23 protein-coding genes are annotated in these 25725 nt (G+C 49.8%); 12 read left to right on the top strand and 11 right to left on the bottom strand.

Annotation, left to right across the window (positions count from 1 at the left end; translation table 11 throughout):
- Window positions 1–811, bottom strand: an 811-nt coding sequence (locus tag ACO6VE_RS04760) for a hypothetical protein (protein WP_422459993.1), incomplete at its 3' end; no start/stop codon positions are given.
- Window positions 812–1212: 401 nt separating this feature from the next.
- On the opposite strand from ACO6VE_RS04760, the gene ACO6VE_RS04755 reads away from it, so the two are divergent.
- Both ACO6VE_RS04755 and ACO6VE_RS04750 read left to right on the top strand, forming a co-directional pair.
- The gene (locus ACO6VE_RS04755) at window positions 1213–1635 is read left to right on the top strand and encodes a LexA family protein (protein ID WP_101746738.1); all 423 of its coding nucleotides are present in this window, start codon (window positions 1213–1215) and stop codon (window positions 1633–1635) included.
- Window positions 1632–2909 carry a Y-family DNA polymerase gene (locus tag ACO6VE_RS04750; RefSeq protein ID WP_422448991.1) on the top strand — a complete coding sequence of 426 codons (1278 nt, stop codon included), beginning with the start codon at window positions 1632–1634 and terminating at the stop codon, window positions 2907–2909. Before ACO6VE_RS04755 ends, ACO6VE_RS04750 begins: the two co-directional genes overlap by 4 nt.
- A 1-nt stretch (window position 2910) precedes the next feature.
- On the opposite strand, the gene ACO6VE_RS04745 is transcribed toward ACO6VE_RS04750, so the two are convergent.
- Window positions 2911–3465 carry a hypothetical protein gene (locus ACO6VE_RS04745; protein ID WP_422448989.1) on the bottom strand — a complete coding sequence of 185 codons (555 nt, stop codon included), beginning with the start codon at window positions 3463–3465 and terminating at the stop codon, window positions 2911–2913.
- 61 nt (window positions 3466–3526) lie between these two features.
- Complete coding sequence (locus ACO6VE_RS04740) at window positions 3527–3730, bottom strand: hypothetical protein (protein WP_422448987.1); 204 nt, start codon at window positions 3728–3730, stop codon at window positions 3527–3529.
- A gap of 228 nt (window positions 3731–3958) precedes the next feature.
- On the opposite strand from ACO6VE_RS04740, the gene yghU reads away from it, so the two are divergent.
- The 3 genes from yghU (at window position 3959) to ACO6VE_RS04725 (ending at window position 7852) form a co-directional block, all read left to right on the top strand.
- The gene (gene yghU / locus ACO6VE_RS04735; RefSeq protein WP_422448985.1) at window positions 3959–4831 is read left to right on the top strand and encodes a glutathione-dependent disulfide-bond oxidoreductase; all 873 of its coding nucleotides are present in this window, start codon (window positions 3959–3961) and stop codon (window positions 4829–4831) included.
- 244 nt (window positions 4832–5075) lie between these two features.
- Window positions 5076–6863: a hypothetical protein gene (locus ACO6VE_RS04730; protein ID WP_422459991.1), complete on the top strand. Its 1788-nt coding sequence runs from the start codon at window positions 5076–5078 to the stop codon at window positions 6861–6863.
- 338 nt (window positions 6864–7201) lie between these two features.
- On the top strand, window positions 7202–7852 hold the full coding sequence (locus ACO6VE_RS04725) for a hypothetical protein (RefSeq protein ID WP_422448981.1): 651 nt from the start codon (window positions 7202–7204) through the stop codon (window positions 7850–7852).
- Window positions 7853–7905: 53 nt separating this feature from the next.
- Here the strand turns inward: ACO6VE_RS04725 and ACO6VE_RS04720 are convergent, their stop codons facing one another.
- Window positions 7906–9882, bottom strand: coding sequence for a BCCT family transporter (locus ACO6VE_RS04720; RefSeq protein ID WP_422448979.1), 1977 nt, complete (start codon window positions 9880–9882; stop codon window positions 7906–7908).
- Window positions 9883–10127: 245 nt separating this feature from the next.
- Here ACO6VE_RS04720 and ACO6VE_RS04715 point away from each other — a divergent pair, with 245 nt between their 5' ends.
- The 4 genes from ACO6VE_RS04715 (at window position 10128) to ACO6VE_RS04700 (ending at window position 14117) form a co-directional block, all read left to right on the top strand.
- Window positions 10128–10607: a MarR family winged helix-turn-helix transcriptional regulator gene (locus ACO6VE_RS04715; RefSeq protein WP_422448977.1), complete on the top strand. Its 480-nt coding sequence runs from the start codon at window positions 10128–10130 to the stop codon at window positions 10605–10607.
- A gap of 263 nt (window positions 10608–10870) precedes the next feature.
- Complete coding sequence (locus ACO6VE_RS04710) at window positions 10871–11881, top strand: ABC transporter substrate-binding protein (protein ID WP_422459989.1); 1011 nt, start codon at window positions 10871–10873, stop codon at window positions 11879–11881.
- A gap of 135 nt (window positions 11882–12016) precedes the next feature.
- Window positions 12017–12916 (top strand): ABC transporter permease, encoded by a 900-nt coding sequence (locus tag ACO6VE_RS04705; RefSeq protein ID WP_422459987.1) that lies wholly within the window; start codon window positions 12017–12019, stop codon window positions 12914–12916.
- A complete protein-coding gene (locus tag ACO6VE_RS04700) occupies window positions 12909–14117 on the top strand; it encodes a quaternary amine ABC transporter ATP-binding protein (RefSeq protein ID WP_422448973.1) in 1209 nt (402 codons plus the stop codon). Before ACO6VE_RS04705 ends, ACO6VE_RS04700 begins: the two co-directional genes overlap by 8 nt.
- Before the next feature lie 84 nt (window positions 14118–14201).
- On the opposite strand, the gene ACO6VE_RS04695 is transcribed toward ACO6VE_RS04700, so the two are convergent.
- From ACO6VE_RS04695 to ACO6VE_RS04685, 3 genes are all read right to left on the bottom strand, one after another.
- Window positions 14202–16325: a carboxy terminal-processing peptidase gene (locus tag ACO6VE_RS04695; RefSeq protein WP_422448971.1), complete on the bottom strand. Its 2124-nt coding sequence runs from the start codon at window positions 16323–16325 to the stop codon at window positions 14202–14204.
- Between the two features lie 394 nt (window positions 16326–16719).
- The gene (locus ACO6VE_RS04690) at window positions 16720–16896 is read right to left on the bottom strand and encodes a hypothetical protein (protein WP_422448969.1); all 177 of its coding nucleotides are present in this window, start codon (window positions 16894–16896) and stop codon (window positions 16720–16722) included.
- Between the two features lie 173 nt (window positions 16897–17069).
- Window positions 17070–18368 carry a M18 family aminopeptidase gene (locus ACO6VE_RS04685; protein WP_422459985.1) on the bottom strand — a complete coding sequence of 433 codons (1299 nt, stop codon included), beginning with the start codon at window positions 18366–18368 and terminating at the stop codon, window positions 17070–17072.
- A gap of 87 nt (window positions 18369–18455) precedes the next feature.
- Between ACO6VE_RS04685 and ACO6VE_RS04680 the strand changes: the two genes are divergently transcribed.
- Complete coding sequence (locus ACO6VE_RS04680) at window positions 18456–19085, top strand: RING finger domain-containing protein (RefSeq protein WP_422459983.1); 630 nt, start codon at window positions 18456–18458, stop codon at window positions 19083–19085.
- A gap of 241 nt (window positions 19086–19326) precedes the next feature.
- Here the strand turns inward: ACO6VE_RS04680 and minE are convergent, their stop codons facing one another.
- From minE to minC, 3 genes are read right to left on the bottom strand one after another with little or no spacing between them, the layout of a single operon-like run.
- Window positions 19327–19578, bottom strand: coding sequence for a cell division topological specificity factor MinE (gene minE / locus ACO6VE_RS04675; RefSeq protein ID WP_209202447.1), 252 nt, complete (start codon window positions 19576–19578; stop codon window positions 19327–19329).
- Window positions 19575–20390 (bottom strand): septum site-determining protein MinD, encoded by an 816-nt coding sequence (minD, locus tag ACO6VE_RS04670; RefSeq protein ID WP_422448963.1) that lies wholly within the window; start codon window positions 20388–20390, stop codon window positions 19575–19577. Before minD ends, minE begins: the two co-directional genes overlap by 4 nt.
- A 48-nt stretch (window positions 20391–20438) precedes the next feature.
- Window positions 20439–21239, bottom strand: a complete 801-nt coding sequence (minC, locus tag ACO6VE_RS04665) for a septum site-determining protein MinC (protein WP_422448961.1) — start codon at window positions 21237–21239, stop codon at window positions 20439–20441.
- Between the two features lie 130 nt (window positions 21240–21369).
- Between minC and lpxL the strand changes: the two genes are divergently transcribed.
- A complete protein-coding gene (gene lpxL, locus ACO6VE_RS04660) occupies window positions 21370–22323 on the top strand; it encodes an LpxL/LpxP family Kdo(2)-lipid IV(A) lauroyl/palmitoleoyl acyltransferase (protein WP_422448959.1) in 954 nt (317 codons plus the stop codon).
- A gap of 193 nt (window positions 22324–22516) precedes the next feature.
- Here the strand turns inward: lpxL and ACO6VE_RS04655 are convergent, their stop codons facing one another.
- Window positions 22517–23206, bottom strand: coding sequence for a hypothetical protein (locus ACO6VE_RS04655; RefSeq protein ID WP_422459981.1), 690 nt, complete (start codon window positions 23204–23206; stop codon window positions 22517–22519).
- Window positions 23207–23612: 406 nt separating this feature from the next.
- Between ACO6VE_RS04655 and ACO6VE_RS04650 the strand changes: the two genes are divergently transcribed.
- A complete protein-coding gene (locus ACO6VE_RS04650; RefSeq protein WP_422459979.1) occupies window positions 23613–25562 on the top strand; it encodes a BCCT family transporter in 1950 nt (649 codons plus the stop codon).
- The last annotated feature ends 163 nt before the right edge of the window (window positions 25563–25725 follow it).

Below are 25725 nucleotides of genomic sequence, written 5' to 3'. Positions count from 1 at the left end.
CTTCCAGGCAACATTCTTCTTTAAAGCGTACTATGCCCAGCTTTCCTACCGGACTATCCGGAAAAGCGTTGGCCACCGTATCCGGTGAGACTTGCTGGCCATTCAACGGCATGCCTTCCAGGCAACATTCTTCTTTAAAGCGTACTATGCCCAGCTTTCCTACCGGACTATCCGGAAAAGCGTTGGCCACCGTATCCGGTGAGACCTGCTGGCCATTCAATGGCAAGCCGCTCAGGCAGCATTGTTCCTGAAAGCGTGCTACTCCCAGTTTGCCTTCCGGATTATCCGGGAAAGCCCTGACCACCGCATTCGGTGTGACCTGCTGGCCTTGCAGGCCCAGGCCACTCAGGCAACATTGTTCCATAAAGCGTGCTATTCCCAGTTTTCCTTCCGGAGTATCCGGGAAGTCCTTAACCACCGCATCCGCTGTGACCCGCTGACCATTCAGGAGCAGGCCTTTCAGGCAGCATTCCGCTTTGAAACGAGCTATCGCTAATTGGCACTTGCTATTCTGACCCGGCTCCCGTTTGAATTCCTGAATGACCTGATCCGGGGTGACTTTTCTATTGCCGTGTGGAACGTTCTGTAAGCAGAGCTTTTGCAGGAAGAAGCCACTTCTGAGCGAGGTTACATCACGGCTATATGCTTTAAGCACCTCAGCCGAGGTGGTCTTACGTTCTGGTAACGGTTTACTTTCCCAAAAGGCGTCTTCAAGAGTTTTGACATCATGCAGGGGGCGGCTTGTGCCTCTGCAGGACTGATGGTTTGAGACTTTTTTACCGTTAAATGTGCTTCTGGGGCGGTCAGGCATCCCGCTTGAACCGGTGTCATCCCGGCGGTCAGGCTTTGAGCGGGAGTGGGTGGATGTGGTTGCTTTCAGAGTACCTCCTAGTGCAATTTAGCGTTGATACCCATACCGTTCGTGCTGAGCTTGTCGAAGTACGGTGGCACCATCCTTCGACAAGCTCAGGATGAACGGGGTGTACGGGTATTAACGCTTTTCTGCACTAGATTATTAATGTCGCTGTTTGACCTCAAAATGATTGTCAGGTTCCATTGATGGTGTGTCAGGTGGAGAAGCAAAGATGCTCCATTGCAAGTCGATCAGAGTCGGCTTGCGGAACAGCTCTCCTGCCTCCAAAGTGCATCCGTTTTCTTTTAACCGCTAAATGCTTATACTGTATAAATAAACAGTTGATGAGATTGAATGGCATGAAGCCGATCCAGATCCTTCCACGACCTTTGCCAGAGACATTGCCCTTTTACCAGAGCCCGGCTGCCTGTGGCTTCACCAGCCCGGCAGCTGACTACCTGCAAGATACGCTCTCCCTGGACCAGCTGTTGATCCGTCATCCGGCAGCGACTTTTTTTGCCCGGGCCCAGGGGCGATCCATGGAAGGCGCTGGCATCTTTGATGGTGACATTCTGATTATTGATCGCTCCCTCACTCCGGGAGACGGTGATGTGATACTGGCCTTGCTGGACGGTGAGCTGATTGTAAAACGCCTGGTCTATTGCCATGGCAAACCGGAATTGCACTCGGAAAACCCCGACTACCCTGCGATTAAACTGGACTCTGAAGAAGGGCTCAATGTCTGGGGTGTGGTCACTGAAGTCATTCACCACCTGCGATGAAGGACGTTATTGCCCTCTGTGATGCCAATGCTTTTTACTGTTCCTGCGAGCAGGTCTTTAATCCATCCCTGCTGGGTAAAGCCCTGGGAGTGCTCAGCAATAATGATGGCTGTATCGTTGCCAGAACAGCGCAACTGAAAGCCCTGGGCGTTGCCATGGGGACACCGGCGTTCAAGGTCAGGGATCAGGTGGCCCGTGGTGAAATCATACTGAAAAGCTCCAACTATGCGCTGTATGGCGATATGTCTTCCCGCTTTATGTCGGTGCTGGAACAGTTCAGCCCGAAGCTGGAAGTGTATTCGATCGATGAAGCCTTTGTTGAACTCTCCGGTTTTCCGCTGGCAAATCTGCATGCCATAGGGTTGGATATGAAACGGCGGGTATTCCAGTGGACGGGGCTGCCGATTGGTGTGGGCATCTCAACCACCAAAACACTGGCCAAACTCGCTAACTATGCGGCCAAGAAATTTCCGGCAACCGGTGGTGTTGTGGATTTAACCAGCCCGATACGCCAGCAGCGGTTAATGGCAATCACCCCGGTTGGTGAGGTATGGGGAGTAGGCCGACGCATAGGAAAGCGGCTGGAGGCGGCAGGTATTCATACTGCTGCACAACTGGCAAACGCCAATCGTCGATGGGTCAGGAAACAGTTTTCTGTGGTGTTGGAACGGACGGTCTGTGAACTTCAGGGGGAGTACTGCATTCCCTGGGAAGAGGGGAGTTCAGCCAATAAACATCAGATTATGTGCTCCCGGAGCTTCGGCCAGCGGGTCACTACCAGGCAGGCACTTCATGCCGCACTGGCCAGTTTTATCTGTCGCGCCTGCGAGAAACTCAGAAAACAACAGCAGTATTCCCGTGAAGCCATTATTTTTATCAGGACCGATCCCTTTAAGGCCAATCTCCCGCAAACCGGACGGAGTCTGAAGCTGATGGTTCCATCGCCCACCAGTGATAGCTCGGTTTGGCTGCAACAGTTAAATCCGGCTTTGGACGTGCTGTTTCAGGAAGGTTACGAGTATAAAAAGGCGGGCTTTGCCCTGGTGGATCTTTGTTCCGGTGCAAGTTTTCAGGGAGACTTGCTGACGGCAGCAGCAATTCCGGAAAATACCCGGATGATGACCGTGCTGGATGCCATTAACCAGCGCTTTGGGAGCCAGACACTCCGGCCTGCATCAGTGGGCTTCCGGGCGCAGCCATGGCATATGAACCAGCAGGTGCTGAGTCCTTCTTATACGACGCAGTGGCCGGAGATCATGAAGGTTCAGACGTGAGTCAGGCATTGAGTTCACTTTGATGGATTAATGCATCAAGCCCGGCCATAAACTGGGACGGGCTCAGGTCCCGGGTGCTGAAAATATCCAGCCTCAATTGGGAGCGGCGATATTTAAACCGAAAATCCAGGATGAAGCGTGGATCGTGAGCATACAGTTTCTCCCTCACTTTGATCAGTTTCCTGAGTTTGCCCTGAAGATCATGCCGGTGTTCATAAAAGTGTTCTTCAACGATTGGCTGGATAAGAAGACCCCATAACTCAGCCCGGTTATCTTTTGGACAGGCACCGATATTCCAGCAGTTAGACGTCAGATCAATAATGTTTTCGATCTCATTATTACTGTCGCTGTATTCACTGAGCAACGGCTCAACCCAATCCGCAATAATGCCGGAGAGCCCCGGGCCTTCAAAGGAGGGTTTCTGGCCAGCACAGAGAAACGCCAGTCGGGAAAATATACGCTTTAAACGGTTAATCATGGTATGCAAAGTACACTCACCGAAATGAATGGTATTCAGTAATGCCCTGCAATTACTCAGGGAAGCAGCCATGCCCATAAATGTAGTCAGTGTTCACTGTGTCAGCATCACTTTTACTCTCCAGTCAGATTTGATTGAGTCAGTGCCAGAAGTGCAGGATCAGTGTGATCATAATCGCAATACCAACTAATAAAACGATTGATTTGATAATGTGTTCCTGTTTTTTCTGTGGCTGCTCATTATCAGCAGGTGAGTCTGTGTTTTTCAGTAAAAAGGGAACAAGGTCGGCCATAACCAGAAAGCAGGCCAGGAGCAGGACGGATACAACAACAGTTTTTATCATTGTTTGAACACTCCGGTTATTTTTTGAACGAAAGAACTAAGCAGTGAATTTGATGTATGACATAGATAGATGACTCTGTGCTTTTTATCCAGATTGTTTGCATCAAGGCCTGAAAACGATTCACGTTACTTTTCATGTCTGTGTTTAATACGGGAATACGCTTACCTTTCTTCGGGAATTATCTTATGCTGGGCAGCTTCGGGCTTAAGAACGAATAAGGAGTTGCCCATGGCAGATGCATCGTATGTTCCTCCCAGGGTATGGACTTGGGAAAATGAGAATGGTGGCCAGTTTGGTGGCATTAACCGGCCAACCGCCGGTGCCCGTTTTGACAAACCGTTACCGGTTGGCAAGCATCCATTCCAACTTTATTCACTGGCAACCCCGAATGGTGTGAAAGTCACCATACTGTTTGAAGAGTTGCTGGCGCTGGGGATTAAAGAGGCCGGGTATGACGCTTTTCTGATTGACATTATGGCAGGTGATCAGTTTGGTTCGGGCTTTGTTGGCATAAACCCTAACTCGAAGATTCCTGCCCTGGTGGATCGAAGCGACGGTGTGGAGATACCGGTATTTGAGTCAGGAGCCATCCTCCTTTATCTGGCCGAAAAATTTAATGCGTTTCTACCAGCGGAACCCGCCAGGCGGGCACAGTGTCTCTCATGGCTGTTCTGGCAGGTGGGCAGTGGTCCATACCTGGGGGGCGGCTTTGGCCATTTCTATGCTTATGCGCCGGAAAAATACCAGTACCCTATTGATCGCTTTGCCATGGAGGTCAAGCGTCAGCTGGATATGTTAAACCAGCATCTGGCAAACAATACCTATATCTGTGGCGATGATTATACCATTGCGGATATGGCAATCTGGCCATGGTACGGGGCCCTGGTGGATGGCAAAATCTACGATGCTGCCGAGTTTCTTCAGGTGGATGACTATCAACATGTTGTTCGATGGTCCAGACATATTGGGCAGCGAGAGGCCGTTCAACGTGGGAAAATGGTCAACCGCACCTGGGGTGAACTGTCCGGGCAGCTGAGAAACCGGCATGATGCTTCTGATTTTGAACTCAGGACCCAGGATAAACTGGAAGCTTCAGAATAAATTGGCAATATTCCAGAACCACAAAATAACGGAAGGGTGAAATTTTCACCGTTCCGTTGTAACGGTGTGAAGCATAAGAAATAACGTTTCTATCCTGTCTTTAACTCCACTTTTAATTCCACTTTGACCGAGATCAGTCAGTAACTTCAAACGAAGGCGTAATAGGCTAAATGATTATCTGTAGAAAAATGGAACAAAATTCATTAACTGTTATCTAATAAGAATTATCAAAAGGATCTATATAATGAATTTCCCAGTCTTAGTTGATTTAGCCAGCAATTATCGAAACAGGCAGCCAGACGTAACTCAGGAAAAACAACCGGCAGCTTCTCTAAAAGCAGATTCTCTAAAAACTGCGCCACAGCGCGATATTTCCATTGAGAATCTGACTTACGATCTGGTGTTGCCAGCTGACCAGCTACAACCTGCTGATGCACTGGGTAAAGCATTTTGCCGGGATGTGATGGCTACAGCCTTTTGTGCGAATCCCATCAACACAGACTGCCTGAAGCCGGTGCGTGTCAACCATCATCAAATAGAAGAAAGGAAAGTCAGTCCATTATTCAAAGGCGGCCTGTCTGAGTTAGTAAAATTATGGGGTCTTGTCGTCGAAGCAAAGGAGGTGGCAAATCAGGAAAGACCGACCAATACCCTGCCTTTTCAGGAACTGCAACGACAACTCATTATTACTCAGGATACAGGGCCAACGCTGACCAGCGAAGGGCAGAGAACACTGAATGAAGGCGTGATATTGTCATTGAAGTACGGATGGTATGATTTTTTAGAACGGATACAATTCATCGCTGAAAGCACTGGGGCAGAGTTCACAGAGGATGCCCGGACAGCACTGAGTAACGGTCTGGTACAGGCAGTAGATCACCTTTTTTACGATCAGGCAATGCTGTTACTGTCCTTCATGGTAAGCACTGGGACAGAGCTGACGAAGGATGCCCGGATAGCACTGAGTAACGGTCTGATAGTGGCAGTAGATAACCGTCTTTACGATAAGGCAAAGCTGATACTATCCATCATTGTAAGCACTGATACAGAGCTGACGAAGGATGACCGGATAGCACTGAGTAACGGTCTGATAGTGGCAATAGATAACCGTCTTTACGATAAGGCAGAGCTGATACTATCCATCATTGTAAGCACTGGGACAGAGCTGACGAAGGAGGACCGGATAGCACTGGGCAAAGGTCTGATAGTGGCAGTAGATAACCGTCTTTACGATAATGCAGAGCTGTTAAAGTCCGTCTTTGTAAGCACTGAGACAGAGCTGACGGAGGATGTCCGGATAGAACTGAGTAAAGGTCTGATAGAGGCATTAGATAACCGTCTTTACGATAAGGCAAAGCTGTTACTATCCATCATTGTCAGCACTGGGACAGAGCTGACGGAGGATACCCGGATAGCGCTGAGTAACCGTCTGATACTGGCAGTAGATCACCTTCATTACGATGAGGAAGAGCTGTTACTATCCATCATTGTCAGCACCAAGACAAAGCTGACGGAGGATGACCAGGAAAAACTGAGGAGTCATCTGGTATGGGCAGGGGCAGCAGCTTTCCAGAACTACGGGCGGGCAGAACGGTTAGTATCCACCATAAAGGGTACCGGGGTAGAGCTGACGGACGATGACGTAAGCAAACTGAATGAATCTGTGGAGCGGGCCATAGCTGACGATCATTACGATGGCGCTGAGTGCTTAACAGGCGTCATTGTGGCCCTGGGGGCAACGCTAACGGATGGAGTTCTGGATAAACTGAATGAAGCTCTGGAGCGGGCAATAGTGACTGACCGTTACGATGACGCAGAATGTTTATATGGCACGATTTTGAGCGCGGGGACAAAGCCGACGGACAAAGTCCGCAGGGCACTGAATAGCAAACTGAAATGGGCAAAAGATCACGGTCATAACGATATACAAGAGTTGTTACAACTGATGATTCAAGGCAGAGCAATCAGCGAAATTCAGAAACGCAACGGTATGTGGGAACTGCTCGATACTGTAATGAATCCATTTCAGTAGGCCCGCAGTGACTGCCCGGATGTAAGTAGCTAACCATATGAAATCATATATTTCTGACTCCTTGTTCAGGTACTCTCGGCAACTGCTCCTGCGTTGCTCTAGCTCCTGCATCCATGCAGTCGTGCTTCGTTACAACTCCGGTCACATAGCTACGGCTATGCTCCCTCCGTTGTGCCTCGCATAGCACCTGCCCAAGTAGCCAGAAATATATGATTCCATATGGCCAGCTACTTATTCCGGGTATCTGAATCTGATGTTTAATTTCACAGTCATCCTGTAAATACGGGTAAATGACCTATTCTTCTAGCCCGGAAGAATAATGTTATGGTTGTGGTGTTATGAAACTGTATCCATTTATCCTTTTATTACCATCGATTGTCCTGGGTAAACCAATCGGCCTTGAACGGTTTACCCCTCCACCTTACCCTGAGGTGCCGGCCCATCCTCAGCCTGAAGGGCCGTTATACCCACCCCCGCAGGATTACTTATACCATGGTTATAGAACAGAGCCCGCACCTGCCTATACGCCGCCGATGTCCCCTGACTTATCCTCCTTTACTGCCTGTCAAATACCAGCCGGAACCTATCGTTTTGATGCTTACAGAATTGCCAAAACTGAAAAACTCTGGCTCTCTGAACTGGTACTTTATCTGCATATCAGCCACGCGGGCATAATGGTGATGCGTTTCAGGCTTAAGCCAACGGGTGGTCGTGAAGAGCAGTATGTAGTGATCCCCTATAGCAGTCATGCCGATCTGGTAAATGTTTGCAGTGGGGTCAATTTCAGCTTTTTCTTTAAAGGGATTAATGTGTATGGGAAGACCTTAAACGGAAATCTGTCCGGGCATCTGAGCAGGGATGGCAGCAAGAACAATTACCACATTACTGCTGATGGTTGGATGGAGCGTTACGATACCACATACAATTCAAAAGCGACCATTAATCTGACAGGGCAGCAGTTTGACTTTGTCTACCCATACATTAGATAGCGAACTGTTCACCTCGTTTCCACACAGGGCGGGGAAACGAGGGTGTGTTCAGTCTATCGAACCATGTGCAGGAAATGCATGTGCTTTTCATACTGATCGATAATATCACCAATCACCTGATCACTGGTCCAGCCCATAATGTCGTAACCCTGGCCGCCTTCTCTCAGGAAAACTTCGGCCCGGAAGTATTTGCGTTCTTCTTCATCTTCTTCGTCCAGCATAAAACTGGGCTGAAGGTAAGAGCGGGGCGTCACTTTGTAAAAGAAGTCCACTTCATCGCCGTGGAGTACCACCAGGCTGGGTATCTGTTTTTCGGTATCCAGTTGAATCGTGCTTTCTACCCCCTGTTTGCTCAGTTCTGATGCGACGGACTCCATAGCCGGGAGAGCAACATCCTGAATAAAGCGATTGACATGGGCCCGTCGGGGAAAGCTGACCATCGTCGCCAGCCGGTTCTGCCAGGGAATCGGTTTATGACCCACTTTGGGGGTGAGTGTGGTTCTTTCCAGGCTGGCTTTCTTGGTTGCATCAACAGCCAGCGCTTTCAGTAAGCCATAAGCTGACACCAACAGTACGATGGAAAAAGGCAGTGCTGAGGCGATGGTCACCGTTTGCAGGGCCTCCAGGCCACCGGCCAATAACAGTACCATGGCTACAATGCCAATCAGGCTGGACCAGAACACCCGCTGCCAGAGCGGCGTTTTACTGTTGCCCCCGGAGGCGAGCATGTCGACAACCATGGCACTGGAGTCGGAGGAGGTGACAAAAAAGATCACGACCATGGCAATGGCTACCATCGAGAGTACATTTGAGAACGGGAAATATTCCAGAAACCTGAACAGCGCAATGGGTACATCGGTTTCTACGGCCTGACCCAAACCGGTCATGCCCCGGTTCATGATCATATCAATGGCGGTATTGCCAAAAGCGGTCATCCAGATCAGGGTCAGGCCTGTTGGTACGAACAAAACGCCAGTAACAAACTCACGGATGGTTCTGCCCCTGGAAATACGGGCAATAAACATACCGACAAACGGTGACCAGGAGAGCCACCAGGCCCAGTAGAATAAGGTCCAGCCGCCAAGCCACTCGGTGGGCTGATAGGCGTAGAGATTGAAGGTTTTACCGACGATGTCAGACAGATAACCACCGGTATTTTGCACGAACATCTGCAACAACAGGACGGTGGGTCCGAGCAGTAACACCATCACTAACAGCATCAGTGCCAGTAGCAGGTTGGCTTCTGAGAGGCGTCGGATGCCTTTATCAAGGCCTGTCGCCACAGAAACGGTGGCCAGTGCCGTGATGACCACAATCAGAATCACCTGTGTCTGTGTGCTGATGTCGATACCGAAAAGGTAGTTCAGCCCCGAGTTAACCTGCAAAACCCCATAACCCAGCGCAGTTGCAACACCAAAAATGGTGCCGAGTATGGCAAACACATCAATGATATGGCCGGGAATGCCGTAAATACGGTCACCGATGATGGGGTAAAGGGCGGAGCGGAGAGTGAGTGGCAAGTTATGCCGGTAACCGAAAAAAGCAAGAATCAGCGCCACGATGGCATAAATCGCCCAGGCATGAAGCCCCCAGTGAAAAAAGGTGAGCTTCATGGCTTCTCTGGCGGCTTCCACCGTACCAGGCTCACCCAGCGGTGGAGAAAGGAAGTGCATAACCGGCTCGGCGACACCGAAAAACATCAGGCCGATGCCCATGCCCGCAGAAAAGAGCATGGCGAACCAGGAGCCAAAGCTGAATGAGGGTTCGGCATGATCAGGGCCCAGCTTTATATCACCATATCGGGATAGCCCCAGAAAGGCGACGCACAGAAGGATCAGGGCCACGGCCATGACATAAAACCAGCTGGCGTTGGTCATGATGCTGGACTGTAGATGCGTAAAGCGGCTATTGGCATCTTCAGGGAAAAAGACCGTATAGCCCACCAGTAAAAGTATTAACATGGCTGAGCCAAAAAATACGGGAGGGTTGATGGTTTGCCTGGAAGGCATAGAGATTTCCGGTTGGGACATGTTGCTGGCTCTTGCTGAATAGTCAAAATCAATTTGATCGTTTGGGTTTGGAGCTATGTGCAAGAAGCCTGTCAACGCTCTGAGGGGATAAACATGAAGAGGATCCTGTATACAACTTTAATTAGGAGTCTAGGTGAAATATATTACAGTTCAAACTATTTGAGATCAAATTTTGTTTGTTTTGCGGTTTATTTTGTGGCAAATAAATACGCCTGTTTTCTAAACCTCTTCGATGAGTAAATTGTATGACTGAACCGTGTTACTGGACTGACGTACTTATTTCTCTAAGACGCATAATACGTGCAACGGATCTGCACTCAAAACGTATGATCAAAGCCTGTGGCCTGACCACGCCCCAGATCATGGTCTTGAAGGCAATCAGCGATCTCGGTGATGTGACGGTCAAGCGGATTTCCCAGGATGTTTCCCTGAGCCAGGCGACAGTAACCACCATTTTGAATCGGCTGGAAGAGCGGCAGTATCTGGAGCGAGTCCGAAGTGTCAGCGATAAACGAATTGTTAACGCACGGTTGACCGAGCTCGGACGCTCTGTATTGGCAACAGCACCGGCGCTACTGCATGAACAGTTTATTGAGCGTTTTGAGGCGCTGGAGGCCTGGGAGAAAACACAGGTCTTGTCGTCTTTGCAGCGGGTTGCAGCCATGATGGATGCCGAGTCCATCGATGCCGCGCCGCTTCTGGATATCGCCGGGACAGAACCTTAGCTGTTTGATTTTTGGTCTTTTTCTCTGGGGTGTTGGTGAAAGTAATTTGAAATCTAATCATTAGAAGTGTAAGTTAGTGCCCCAGTTGATATACGGGAAAGTACGGTTAAATGTTCGGCGCTGGAAAATGGGCTTAAAAATTTCTGCTGTTAATCGGTGTACGGAAAACCGCAGGAGCAGAAATTTTTAATCCCTTTCTACACCATAGAGCCAGGAAGGCACTGCCCGGTATCAGAAACGGATTAATAAAAACAGGATTGCACATGCTAAAAAGAAAATTGTCTGCCGCTGCCTTACTGGCTGTTTCCCTCCCTTTTGCTGCCTCTGTGTCCGCTGATGAATGCGGTGATGTCACAGTCGCCGATATGAACTGGAACTCGGCAACGCTGATAGCTCACGTTGATCAATTTATCCTTGAGAATGTCTTTGGCTGTAATGTGGAGCTGGTGCCTGGCGACACCATGGCGACAGGTACCTCCATGGTTGAAAAAGGAGAGCCGGATATCGCGCCGGAAATGTGGAGTAACTCCATGAGGCAGGCTTTCGATAAAGGTGTCGAGGAAAAGCGCCTTCGCTATGCTGGCAACTCGCTGTCAGAAGGCGGTGAGGAAGGGTTCTGGGTACCGAAATACATGGTAGAAAAAGACCCTGAGCTGAAAACCATCAAGGGTATTAAAGGGAAAGCAGCAATCTTCAAGCATCCGGAAGATTCCAGCCTGTCCGCTTTTTACGGTTGCCCGGCGGGCTGGAACTGCCAGATTAATTCTGGCAACTTGTTCAGGGCGCTGGAGCTGGAAGAGCATGGGTTTGACCTGGTTGACCCGGGTTCCGGTGCCGGTATGTCCGGCGCTATTGCCAAAGCCTATGAGCGGGAAGAGGCCTGGTTTGGCTATTACTGGGCACCCTCGGCAGTACTGGGCAAGTATGAAATGGTCAAGGTGGATTTCGGTTCCGGTGTTGATGTAGATGAATACATCAACTGTACCACCAAAGAAGATTGTGAGTCTCCGAAAGTCACTATGTATCCGCCATCGCCGGTCAATACCATTACCACCGAACGTTTCGCCGTTAAAGCACCGGCAGCTTATGAGTACCTGGCAGGGCGCTCGTTTACCAATCAGCAGATGAATGAGCTGTTGGCCTGGATGGAAGAAAATCAGGCGGATGGTGAAATCGCCATGGAGCATTTCCTGACCAACTATGAGTCCGTCTGGTCCCAGTGGCTGCCTGCTGATGTGGTGGCAAAAGTAAAGCAAGAGCTTGCGGCTCTCTAAGGTCATCACTGGTTCAATGCAATTGATGGGTTTATTTATTGACCTCCAGACTCCGTTCGTCTTGAGCGGAGTCGAAAGGCGTAAACTCCATACTCTGAATACTGTGCCAATCACCCATAATAAAGGCTGAAGTGTATGGCTAAGGAATCCTGGGTTACTGAGTTTCCGGATATGGAACGCAGTGACCTGATCGCTTTGCGAAAGACTCTGGATGGTGCCTACCGGGAGTTTTCCCGGGAACATGGCGATTTGATTGAGTCGTTTTTTGATCCGTTGCTCTCTTTTCTTGTCTGGTTTGAAAACCTGCTGATCAGCTCTCCCTGGTTACTGATACTGGCGGTAATCACCGGTTTGGCCTACGCCGCCAGCCGTTCCTGGAAGCTGTGCCTCGGTGTTGTCTGTTCCCTGCTGACCATTGGTTATTTTGGTATGTGGGAAAATACCATGAGAACCCTGAGTGTTATCACGGTATGCACCTTGCTCTCCCTGGTGCTGGGCATTCCAATCGGTATCGCCATGGCCCGTTCCGACCGGGTGCAGAAGCTGGTAACGCCGATGCTGGATATCATGCAGACCATGCCGGCATTTGTTTATTTGATTCCGGTGGTGATGTTGCTGGGGATTGGCAAGATTCCCGGCGTGATCGCGGTGGTTATTTATGCCATTCCACCGGTTATTCGATTGACCAATCTGGGGATTCGTCTGGTGGATAAAGAGGTATTGGAAGCCGCTACCGCTTATGGTGCCAGCCCGTGGCAACGGTTGTGGGGGGTGCAGCTGCCACTGGCAATGCCAACCATCATGGCCGGTATTAACCAGACCATTATGATGGCGCTGGCCATGGTGGTGATCGCTTCCATGATTGGCGTCAAGGGCCTGGGGCAGCCGGTACTGAAATCCATTACCAATCAGTATTTCACCCTGGGGCTGCTCAATGGTCTTGCCATTGTTGCGCTGGCGATCATCTTTGACCGGGTTTCTCAGGCTTATGCCCGCAGAACCCAGAAACATCTGGGAGGCGCTGAGCATGCATAACAGTGACAAGACAAAGCCTCTGATCCAGATTCGTGGCCTGTACAAATTATTCGGGAAACAGCCTGACAAGGTTATGCCCCGGGTTCATCAGGGGGAATCCAAAGATCAGATTCTGGCTGATACCGGGCATACGCTTGGGCTCAGGGATATCAACCTGGACGTCAAGGCAGGTGAGATTTTTGTGATTATGGGGCTTTCCGGATCCGGTAAGTCCACCTTGATTCGCCATTTTAACCGTTTGATCGATCCCACTGAGGGGGAGATCCTGGTGGATGGCACCGATATTACCCGGTTTTCTGCCAAAGAACTGGAAAGCTTTCGACGTCAGAAGATGTCCATGGTCTTTCAGCGTTTTGGTCTGATGCCTCACCGGACGGTCATAGATAATGTTGCCTATGGTCTGTCGGTTCAGGGTGTTGGCAAAGCCGAGCGACTGAAGAAAGCGGAACAATGGCTGGATACCGTGGGGCTGGCTGGCTACGAGCAGCAATACCCCTCCCAGCTGTCGGGAGGGCAGCAACAGAGGGTTGGTCTGGCCAGGGCGCTGTGCACCGATGCGGAAATTCTATTGATGGACGAAGCTTTCTCTGCCCTGGATCCACTGATTCGCAGTGAGATGCAGGATCAGTTGATCGGGTTGCAGAGTAAGCTCCAGAAAACCATTGTTTTTATTACCCATGACCTGGATGAAGCGCTGAGGCTGGGTGATCGCATTGCCATTCTGAAAGATGGTGAGCTGGTTCAGCAGGGGGCTCCGGAAGATATTCTGTTGAATCCGGCCACAGATTATGTGGAAGCGTTTGTTAAGGATGTTAACCGTGCCCGGGCATTGACCGTAGAAACGGTGATGAAACCTCCGGCCTGTCGAATTACTGCAGAAACCATTGATGAGGCCTTGAGTCAGATGAAAAAGACCTCTGAAGACTTTGGCTATTACGTTAATGATGAAGGCTATCAGGGTGTGATTCTTCAGCAGACCCTTGAGCAGGCCGTGCAGAAGGGGAGTCACAAGAAGGTCACCTCGATATTGATTGAGACGGTGCCGACTATTCAGGCAGACTCAATACTGGAGTCCGTTATTCCCGATACCCTGGACACCGACTTTCCCCTCCCCGTTGTTGATGACGATGGGCAGTTGCAGGGGCAGCTTTCCCGGTCCAGTCTTGCTGAAGTTCTGGGGGATGTTTCCACAGGTCATTAGCGCAGCCAGCCTGCTAAGGTTGAGCACTGTGCTTAATAAAAAGCCCGCAAATAGCGGGCTTTTTACCATCAGTTAAAGCAGGTGTTAGCCAGAACGACGGGTAAAGAGCCGCTTATTGTTGCTGGCTTTCACCATATCGGTCAGGATGACACCCGCTTCCTTCAGGAAGGCATCAGGCTCTTTATCTTTTTTCTTCTGTTCCTGTTCCTGGTTGTTGATCTCCTCCAGCTCATCCAGATTGTTCAGCAATGCCAGACCTCTGGATTTCCGCAGGCGATTTTCAATGGCCAGTCGCTGGCTGCGCATGGTTTGCAGCTCCAGTTGTCGTCTTTCCTGGTTCAGGGAAACCTTTTTCTGATTTTCATAATGTTCGAAGTAGTCCTTCATCTCATGGAGGTAAACAAAATCCGCATTTTTACGGGTGCGGAATTCATGCTTTTTCTGCAGCTCCGGCAGATAAGGACTTAAGTTGGCGTAAGGTCTGTAGGATACCGGTGAGATATTGTCCCACGGCAGTGCATCCGGCAGCGTGTCCTCACCAATATCCCGGCCATCATAGAGGGAAGGGAAGATGATATCGGGAATAACGCCACGATTCTGGGTGCTCTGGCCGGAAATCCGGTAGAACTTGGCCAGCGTCAGTTTCAGTTGCCCGTGGTTCAGTGGCTGGATGCTTTGCACGGTACCTTTGCCGTAACTCTGGCTGCCAACGATCAGCGCCCGGCCGTAATCCTGCATGGCCCCGGCAAAGATTTCAGAAGCGGAAGCGCTGAGGCGGTCAATCATCACCACCATGGGGCCATCGTAGAGCTGCTCTGAGTCCGGGTCTTCCTGTCGCTCAGCGCGACCCCGGTTATTGCGGACGACAACGGTAGGCCCTTTATCAATAAATAGACCGGTCAGCTCATTGGCTTCTTGCAGTGAACCGCCCCCATTACCGCGAAGATCGATAATCAGGCCATCCACTTTCTCTTTCTTTAATTTTTCCAGGAGCCTGCGGACGTCACGGGTGGTGCTTTTATAGTCAGGGTCACCGGCCTGGGCAGCCTTGAAGTCGATATAAAAGGTGGGTAACTCGATCACCCCGATACGGCTGGTCTTGCCATTCATGGGCACTTCAATGATTTTACTGGCGGCATCCTGCTCTTCCAGTTTGACCCGGTCCCGGACAATCTCATAAACCCGGGTGCTGCTGTCATTGCTGCTGCCGGGAATAATCTCCAGGCGAACCAGGGTGTGTTTGGCACCGCGAATTAATTTGACCACATCATCCAGACGCATGCCCACCACATCTTCCAGGTTGCCTTTCTTGCCCTGGCCAACGCTGACGATCTTATCACCGGGTTTCAGCTGCCCGGCTTTCTCGGCAGGGCCGCCGGGGACAACACTGACTACTCTGGTGTATTCATCCTCAGCAGAGAGTACGGCACCGATCCCTTCAAGAGAGAGGCTCATGTTGATATCAAAGTTCTCCGCCGTCTGGGGGGAGAAGTACTGGGTATGAGGGTCGTAAATACCAGCGAAGGCGTTGATGTAGGTCTGAAAGGCATCTTCGCTTTTGCTCTGGTGCAGCCTGCGCAGCAGGTTGGTGTTTCTTCTGCGCAACTGATTGATAATCTCTTCGTCGGTTTTATTGTTCAGCTTCTGGCTTAATACGCTGTCTTTAAACTGCTTGATCCAAAGCCGTTGCTGGGCTTGCTTGCTGGTAAGCCAGGGTTCATCCTTGCGCTCAATCACCAGCTCTTCATTTTTCCTGAGGTTCAGGTTGTTAATGCCCAGTTCTAGCTGTTTGAGCATGAAGCGTGCGCGTTCTTCCGCCCGCTCACGGTAGCGGTTGAAGATGGCGAAGGCGGGATTGAGGTCACCGCTTTTCAGAGAGTCTCCCAGTTTTTTCCGATAGGGCTGAAATTCCTGGATATCTGCCAGCAGGAAGAAGCTGCGGTTCGGGTCCAGTCGATCAAGATAGCGATCAAACACCTTTTCCATATTGCTCTGGTCAAGGGGGATTTTCCGGTAGTGGCTTCTTGAAAGCAGCTGTACCACATGAACGCTGGCAATGGCCTGTTGCAGGTTGGGTGTCAGGGTGGGTACTGGCTGGCTGATGTCCTTATCGACGGCCTGAGCGAGATTGCCTGAGAGAAGTGCTGTGAAAAGCAGCGCTGAAAAGAACAGCCTCATTCTTTTGGCTGGCTGCAGTTTCGATATCATAGAGGCGTTAGCTCCGTGTCATTCTGTCTGTTGAAGTGTGCCTTCCTGGCTAACCTAACGGATAAGACTCTTTCCATTACTCAAGTCATCGCTCAGGATCTTGAACTCTTGAATATCCTGTAAGGATGAATACAGCATAATACAGTCACATGGCGGATGACAGCCGTTGAACTTTCATATTCTGAACAGCTCAGGTAAATCAGGCCATTACCTGGCCGGTAAAAAGTGTGAGTAATACCAATTCCGCCTTCTAAATATGAGATCGAGCAAGTCATTTTGGACAGCTGGGCAAGGCGGAATGACGAGTAATAGCAGGGCTATTGCGAGGAATTCCAACGAAGATCCAGCTGTTCAAAATGGCTGCGCAGTTCATATTTAGAAGGTGGAATTGGTATTAGTTATAACCTTTGATATAGCCGCCAGTCTCATCAAATGACTTTGCCGCAGGCAGTGTTGCAGAAGCCTTTAGCAACGGCTTGACCGAATTAATCTTACTGCGATGAAGTGAAAAGGCGTTACTGGAATTTGAGGTTGAGCGCAGTGTTGGCCGGTTGTTGGCTTCGGGTTTCATGGGGTTGCCTGCAATGTTGGCTGGTCTGATGACATGATCGAGGTTAGCAATATCGGCCGGATAATTGGAGTCTGAAATTGTACGTATGACGGGGCTTCGCGTTGTGTTTTGTCAATAAAACGGGATGTCCGGAGAGTTTGCTGGCTCTCGTTCAAGAGCCAGCTGATGATTAATTATTCAGTGAATGGCAGTTTGGCCAGGGTCATAAAATGGGCCAGGGTTTTGCTGAGTTCAAAGGCATCCTCACTCCCGGCCAGCTCTCTGATTGAGTGCATGCCGAAGGTTGGCAGCCCGAGATCCAGTGTGCGTACGCCCAGCACACCGGCAGTCAGTGGGCCAATGGTACTGCCACAGGCCATATCGGTACGGGTAACAAAGTGCTGAACTTTGCTGCCGCTGGCCTGGCAAAGGGTGCGGTAAAGGGCCGAGGTTTCATCATTGGTGGCATAACGCTGGTTGGCGTTGACTTTGATGACTGCCCCATGATTCAGTTTCGGTGCGTGATGCTCGTCATGCTTGCTGGCATAGTTGGGGTGGATGCCGTGGGCATTATCCGTTGAAATCAGCATGGAGCGGTTCATGGCCCGGGTCAGTGCCTCACCGGTGCCATACATTCTTTCCAGTACGCTCTTCAGGAAAGGCCCCTGGGCTCCGGTGGTTGAGACACTGCCCACCTCTTCATGGTCATTGCATACCAACAGGGCTGTGGTGTCTGATGGCTGATGATTGAGCAGAGACTCCAGACCCACATAGCAGCTGAGCAGATTATCCAGGCGGGCACTGGCGATAAAGTCACCGTTCAGGCCAATAACGGCAGCACTTTGGGTGTCATAGAAAGAGAGGTCGTATTCCATCACTTGCTGACAGTCGCTGTGCCCTTGACGTATCAGCTCTTGTTTCAGCAGTTCACGGAAATCGACGGTTTCGCCATCGGCCAGTTGAAAAAGGATCGGTGGGATATCGGTTTGTGGATTGACGGCACGGCCACTATTGACCTCGCGGTCCAGGTGAATAGCCAGGCTGGGGATAATGGCGACTGCACGTTCAAAATTGATCAGTTGCTGGCAAAGTTGTTGCTGATCGTTGAGGTATTGGACACGGCCGGCGAGGGAAAGGTCACGGTCAAACCATGGATTTAACAGGACACCACCATAAACCTCAACACCCAGCTGAAAATAGCTGTGCTTATTTAACTCTGGCTGAGGTTTTACTTTCAGGCAGGGCGAGTCGGTATGCGCTCCTACCATTCTGGCACCCAGCTCAGGTTTGCCCATGGTAAAGGCAATGATGGATGATCCGTTACGGGTTACGTAATATTTTCCGCCCTCTTTGAGAGACCAGGATTCGGACTCGCTCAATGGCTGGAAGCCTGCTTCCTGTAGTTTGGCCACCATGGTGGCTACTGCATGATAAGGGGTCGGAGAAGCATTGAGGAACTGGATAAGCTCCTGATTAAAGTGTTCTTTGCTCATGGCGCTACCTTGCAATGTAAGCGGTGATCTTACTACAAAGATAGGTTTTATTTCATTGTTGAAACTGACCTGTTTCAGGGTTGGATAATGCTGCATGAGCCCACTAAAGTAAGTGGCTGTATGAGCTTGTTGTTGATTGCTCTGTCTAAAAAGAATAATACGAATGAATTTACCCAAATCAATGAAATAAGCATGTTCCCTCAAACATCGGCTGAAAACCATTGCCTCATTTGCCTTGAGGATTTTTCCCAAGAGCCTGACCATGCATTATCTACCCTGAAGTGTGGGCACGCCTTCGGCCGTTCATGCATTATCAAATGGCGAGAAAGGGACTCAAGTTGCCCTTTATGCAGGCAAAATTTTGTTCTACCGAAACCTGACGTCAGTTTTATCAATGCGTTGAAGGATGAATTCAACAAAACCCTACGCGAACGAAGGGGGTTTGTGTTCGCGTTTATGTATTCTGGTTTCTTTCTTGCCACCGACCTTGAGCAGCTGGCTTACTATAATGCCGGTGTTGTAGCTGTTAATCTTTTTGTGGCCCTCGCCGAAAGGTGTGTCTCGAAAGTCAGTAATGTAATATCTGTATATTTCGGTAGGCTCGGCACTCAAAACTTTCACTGTCATACTTTGCAGGAAATAGCGGCTGTGGGCGTTACCTTCTGTTCGCTCATTAATGCCGGTTGGCTGGGCCGGAAATTGCTTTTGGGCTTTTGACCGGGTTGAAGCGATAGGTAGTGATCTCACAAAAAAATATGTTTGACTTCATTTTACGAGGGATCAAGAGGTTGTCCAGGAATAAACTGCCCTACTGCGGTGGCAGCAAATTGGCCTAAAAAGTCGGAAATTTTTAGCAAATAGAACCACTATTCATTAAAAATTTCCGACTTTTTATCCTCAATTCTCTGCCATCCTCGCCACGGGGTCGCCTAGACGGGCGCTATTCTCGGTCAGCCTCCTAGTTCGGCAGCTGTACATTGACCTCAAGAATAGAACAACCATCCTGAGAGTCCAGCTTGATGTCAATACACTCCTGCTGGACCTCTATGTATTTTTGAATAACCTGAAGAATATCCCGCTCCATGGCTGGCAGAAAATCACGCCCACTTCGACTGCTTCGTTCATGGGCTACTATGATCTGCAGCCTTTCCTTGGCAATCGCGGCGCTGTTATCTTCTTTGCGTGAGCGGAATAGCTGCATAAGACTCATCCTATTCCTCCGAACATGCGCTGTAAGAACCCTTTTTTGACGGGTTCGAGAAAACGGTGTGGTATGTCTTCCCCAAGGAAGCGCGCTACCACATCGTTGTATGCCTGACCGGCATCACTGTCGGTATTGCATACGACGGGTACCCCCTGGTTGGAGGCTTTCAAGACTGAGGTGGACTCGGGAATTACGCCAATCAGCGGTATCGCCAGAATTTCCTCGACATCCTGAATATTGAGCATTTCTCCCCGTGTCACCCGCTCAGGATTGTAGCGGGTTAGCAATAGATGCTCTTTGACGGGTTCAAGGTTTTCGACTGCACGACGGGACTTGCTTTGCAAAATACCCAGGATACGGTCAGAGTCCCGGACGGACGACACTTCAGGGTTTGTGGTAATAATGGCTTCATCGGCAAAGTAGAGGGCCATCAGGGCACCGTGTTCGATGCCTGCCGGAGAGTCACAGATGATGTATTCAAAGTCTTTTGCCAGCTGGTTCAGGACTTTTTCAACCCCTGCATGGGTAAGGGCTTCTTTGTCCCGGGTTTGGGATGCTGGCAGAATGGACAGGTTTTCTGTGCGCTTGTCTCTGATCAGCGCCTGATGCAGCTCGGCCTCGCCGTTAATTACGTTGACAAAGTCGTACACGACACGACGCTCGCAGCCCATCAGGAGATCCAGGTTTCTAAGGCCTACGTCAAAGTCAATGACAACTGTCCGGTGACCTTTAAGAGCCAATCCTGTTGCAATGGAAGCACTGGTGGTGGTTTTTCCAACGCCACCTTTTCCAGAAGTCACAACAATAATACGAGCCAAGGTGAAATCCTGTCATAAATCAAGAACTGAACTATTGTCCAGTATTTCTTAAAGTTTCTTTATGTGCAAGCTTTGTGCCTCGAGGGATACAATAACACTGCCGCCCCAGAGGGGATCACTGTTACTGGCTGCTGAGGGCATTTTATACTGACCGTTGATGGAAATGAGTTCGGCTTCAAACTGCAGGCAGAAAATACGGGCGTCAGTATTACCATTGACACCTGCCAGGGCCCGGCCGCGTAATGGACCATAGACGTGTATATTACCGGCGGCCAGAAGTTCTGCACCGGAACTCACCGGGCTGGTAATGACCAGGTCGCCCTCGGCATAGACCTGCTGACCAGAGCGGATCGGATGTTCTATAAGCGTGGTCTTATGAATGACTGGTGATGTTTGCGTCTGGTTGGCACTCTCTGCTGCAGCGGGACTGGCGGTGTGGGGTTTCTGCATGATGACCACATTGGTTTCAACATGGCTTTCCACATGAGCAGCAGAATTTTCTTCTGACCGGTTCCGTTGCCTTGGTGACGGGAGCCAGGGAATGCCTGCCATCATGGCGTCCTGTTTATGGCTTTCCTGGCCGCCGCGAACAGCAATCAGGATCAGGCCAAACTGTTGCAGGCTATGGCGCAATTGGTAAAGATCAATCGGTGGTTGTTCCGGGCTGAGTTGGTCGAAGGCGATGATGACAGGTGTCTGCTGGAAAAACTTGGGTGCCTTGCGCGTCATGTTCTCCAGCTGATTGGTGATATCCGCAGGATTGGTAGAATGCAATTCAAGAGTAGTCAGTGTATAAATACCACCGGTCATCTTGAAAGCTGCAGTACCGGTTTGCAGTTGAAGGGTCATAAAGTACAACTCTGGTTGTGTATAACGACTTTGTATGACGAGAGTCAGCAGATTAAATGGTCAGCTTTTTATACAACAGAATGTAGCGTAGAGAACTCAACGTTCAGATACAAGTATTGAATTAACCTATATGTCGCAAAACCCTGATGTTAACAAGCAGGCTGATGCCCGTGCAGACGACGTCTTTCGCCGGGCCTATCTGCACCCGAAGTACTGGCTTACCTGGCTGGTGATCGGGCTTACCGTTATTCCTTCGCTATTGCCTTATCGCTGGCTTCTCCAACTGGGACGATGGCTTGGACGTATCATTTACCATGTAGCGGGTGACCGTGTTCATGTTGCCCGGGTGAATCTGGAGAAGTGTTTTCCTGAGTTGAGCCAGGCTGAAAGAGAGGTACTGCTGAAGAAAAACTTTGAGTCAGTCGGCATTGGTGTTATGGAGGTTACCATCGCCTGGTGGTGGCCTGCCGGCAGGTTGGACAACATCGTTTCTTATCAGGGGCTGGAAAACCTGAAGTCTGATGATGGCACCCTCCTGATGGTTATGCATTTCACCACCATAGAACTGGCAGGTCGCCTGATTACCCAGCGCCACAGTGTGGATGCCACCTATCGAGAGCATGGGAACCCGGTCTTTGAATACGTTCAGCGTCGTTTAAGGCACCGTTTTGATCCTGGCAGCCAGTTGCTGAGAAGGAAGGATGTTCGTGGCATGCTGCGCTCATTAAAGTCGGGCAGAACCGTCTGGTACTCTCCTGACCAGGACTATGGCATCAAAAATGGACTCTATGTGCCTTTCTTCGGTATTCCCGCAGCGACCATTACCAGTACCTCACGCCTTGCCAAAGCGGGCAGGGCGAAAGTGATTCCCATGACGGTGACCCGGCTGGCTGGTGCCAAAGGCTACCGGGTTCAATTGCATTGTGCCCTGGAAGGGATTCCTTCCGGTGACGACTTTCAGGATGCGCTGCAGGTTAACCAGTTTGTCGAGCAGCAAATTCGTAAGCATCCTGAGCAGTATATGTGGCTTCATCGGCGGTTTAAAAATCGCCCTGAGGGGGAGGCGGACTTCTATCGGGGCTGACTGCCTGTCTGAATGCTCACTGATTGAGTGTCCGGAAATATCCTTAGTCAGAAATAGTGTTTCCCGCGTTCTTGCAGAGGGCGGCAGCTGGATGGACGCTGCTCTTATATTGAATAAAGCCATCAGCACTTCCCTGATGTCTGAAAATACCTATAGAAACCGTCGTTCAATGGCCATTTCTTTTTGTCACAACTTATGGCTTAAAGCCAGAATTAATGGCTCGCTGTTGAGCTTGCTTGAAAGTGTTGCGAAAAAGTAAATCCATATTCTCACGTAGTTGATCAGCACTTATATCTTCCCCACTTTGGTCGACTGGAGGAAAAAGCATCTGTAAGTTCACAACTTTATCATCATTGCTCATACTTTGATCAAACAAAAATTCCCTCAGTTGAGCAACAAATTGTTTATTTTTTTTCATAAGCTGATACTTATCACTATGAACCCTAACCCATTGTGTTCCTTCATAGTCTCCCTCAAACTTGTAAAAATCACCTTGGTATTCACCATAAAGCATTTTCTGGGCGGACCAACAAGGCTCGCCAATATCAGGGTCCAAAATGGTTTCAAGGTCCCTGTAATCAGTATCATAAATTAACTTTGCCAATGGCTGGTATTTAACGGGATCAGCATTAAATAAATCATCTGGATTTTCAAGGCCATTGAATATTCCCGGATGATCTTTGTTTAATTGTTCAATTGTCTCTCGCTTTAAAGTTCCCGGAGAAGTGTAAGAACCAACATATAAAAGATAAAAATCATCATCAGAGGACAACTTTAGCTCAACAGAATCACCAGAGATAGATTCCGGCTGGTTCGGCTCTGTTGGCGACTGGCCAGCACCGGCAATGAACGAAGATGTTAGAGAAGAAGAGGGAGGAATCATAAGTCATACCGTTACTTGTTTATCTGGTAGGACAAAATAAAAACAGGAGGGTTCCCTGAACATAATAAAATAATTACATAATTCCAGATCACTGTCGGTAAGGCAGGCTACCAGGCTGAATAGTTGTACTCTTGTTGGGATAGACCGATTCTTTCCCCGACAGGAGGCGAGTGTCAGAAACTATCCAATATGCTCAATAATGGATATTTCCGTAGATTTTGTAGGTCTTTATGCTTATTATCTCTTCGGAAACTCCGGTGCATAAATGACCGGTTTGAATGGCATATCAGGCAGGATGTTTACCATGAACATGTAGCCAAAAAAAATTAACGTCCCTTTTTGTTTAAAGTTGATAACTATTGTTTTCACAGCTGCAACGGCTGTTCATTATTGAAGACCAAAGATTATGGAAGAGCATTTTAAGCTTGTTGATAAGCCGACCTTTTTTGGTGCGGTTATTTTGTTGATCTTGGTGGTTATACCGCTGGCACTGTTTCCGGATGAGGGCGCTCACTGGATTGCCATCGCAAAAACCTTTATGACGGACACAATGGGGGTGCTTTATCTGGGCCTGGGGCTGGCTGCCGTGGTGTTTATGGCCTACGTGGTATTTTCCGATATTGGCCAGATCAAGCTGGGTGATGCCGATGAGAAACCGGAGTATTCGACCACCTCCTGGGCGGCCATGTTGTTCTGTGGTGGCATCGGTGCCAGTATTCTCTACTGGGGTTGTATTGAGTGGGCCTACTATTATCAGTCACCGCCTTTTCAGCTGGCCTCGGGCAGTGAAGAGGCGGTTCGCTGGGCGGCCACTTACGGTATCTTCCACTGGGGGCCTGTTGCCTGGTGCATTTATATGATTCCGGCCATTCCTATTGCCTACTTTTTTCATGTGCGCAAAAACCCGGTTCTGAAGGTATCAGCTGCCCTGATGCCGGTGCTGGGAGAAGCCCGCAGTAAAGGACCTCTGGGCAAGGTGATTGACGTGCTGTTTATTTTTGGCCTGCTCGGTGGTGCTGCCACCACGCTGGGGCTGGCGGCACCTTTGATCAATGAGGGCATTACCTACCTGACCGGTATTCCATCCACCAATGGCACCCAGATTGGGGTATTGATGGTGTGTACGGCACTATTCGCCTATTCCTCGTACAAGGGAATGGACGGTGGTATCAAGCTGTTGAGCAATATCAACTTTTGGGGAGCCCTGGGTCTGCTGGCTTTTGTCCTGGTGGTGGGGCCTACGCTGTTTATGGTGGAGACGGGTCTGGACTCCATTGGGCGGATGCTGTCCAACTTCTTCGTCATGGCCACCTGGGCAGAACCTTTCGGTGGTTATGGCACCTTTGAAGATACCCACTTCCCTCAGGACTGGACCATCTTCTACTGGGCCTGGTGGTTGGTATATGCACCCAGTATGGGACTGTTCGTAGCCCGTATTTCCAAAGGGCGAACCATTAAACAGATGGTCGGCGGTGCGATTTTCTGTGGCTCCCTGGGGTGTGCGGTGTACTTTATCGTACTGGGTAACTTTGGTCTGTCCCTGCAGCTTTCCGGTCAACTGGATGTTGTGGGTATTCTCAATACTGAAGGCCCAACAACCGCTATATTCAGTGTGCTTGAACAGCTGCCGTTCAGTTACGTGGTTATCGTATTGTTCACATTGCTGTGTATTATCTTCACTGCGACTACCTTTGACTCCATCTCCTTTATTCTCGCGTCAGTTGTCCAGACTAATGTGACTGAAGACCCCATGCGCTGGAACCGCCTGTTCTGGGCTTTCACTTTGTCACTGATGCCTTCTGTGCTGATGTTTATGGGTGGTCTGGCCACCTTGCAGACGGCAGCAATTGTCGGTGGTCTGCCGCTGCTGGTGATTGCGGTGATGTTGATGATTTCTGCGGTGAAAGCCACCATGCTGGATATCTCCCGCCAGGAAGGCTACGAAGAACCCACCATCAATATTGAAGAACTGCCGGAAGTGGACCCATGGAGCCTGGAAGGTTCTGCACTGGCCCGCTTTGAACAGCTGAAAGATCAGGCGACAGAAGCCGTAATTGCAGAGCGTCAGGCCCATGAAGCGCTGGCTGCACTGAAAAAACAGATTCGCCGGGAGGCTATGGCTCGTGGTGCAACGGGGTCTGATCTGGGGGATGCACCTGCCCCATTGCTGGAGGAAGTTGAGCGATTAACCCGGGTTGCCATTGAGGCCAATGAGAAGCGGCAGGCTGCTTCTGAGTTGGCCCAGCAGGCGCGCATGGAGTTTAATGAGCTGATGCGTCAGAAAGAGGAAGAGCAGAAAGCGCTGGAGCGTCTGCAGGCTAAAGAAGAAATTCTGATGCGCATGGGCAGAGCTTGATTTTTTAAAGTTTAACCACTGCCCAGCCTGTTGGTAAAAGGGTTGGGCCATGTGATTTGCTTAAACATCCATACTGGAAACAAACACGGGCTAACGACAGTATGGTGGTATACATCTGGCAAGAGAGTCCTCGTAAAGTTTGTAGAGGGAATTCGCAACCTGA

The sequence above is a fragment of the Endozoicomonas sp. ALB115 genome (genome assembly GCF_049310245.1).
Lineage (GTDB): Bacteria > Pseudomonadota > Gammaproteobacteria > Pseudomonadales > Endozoicomonadaceae > Endozoicomonas.
Note: the sequence above shows the minus strand (reverse complement) of the source record. Positions and strands in the feature narration are given on the sequence as shown.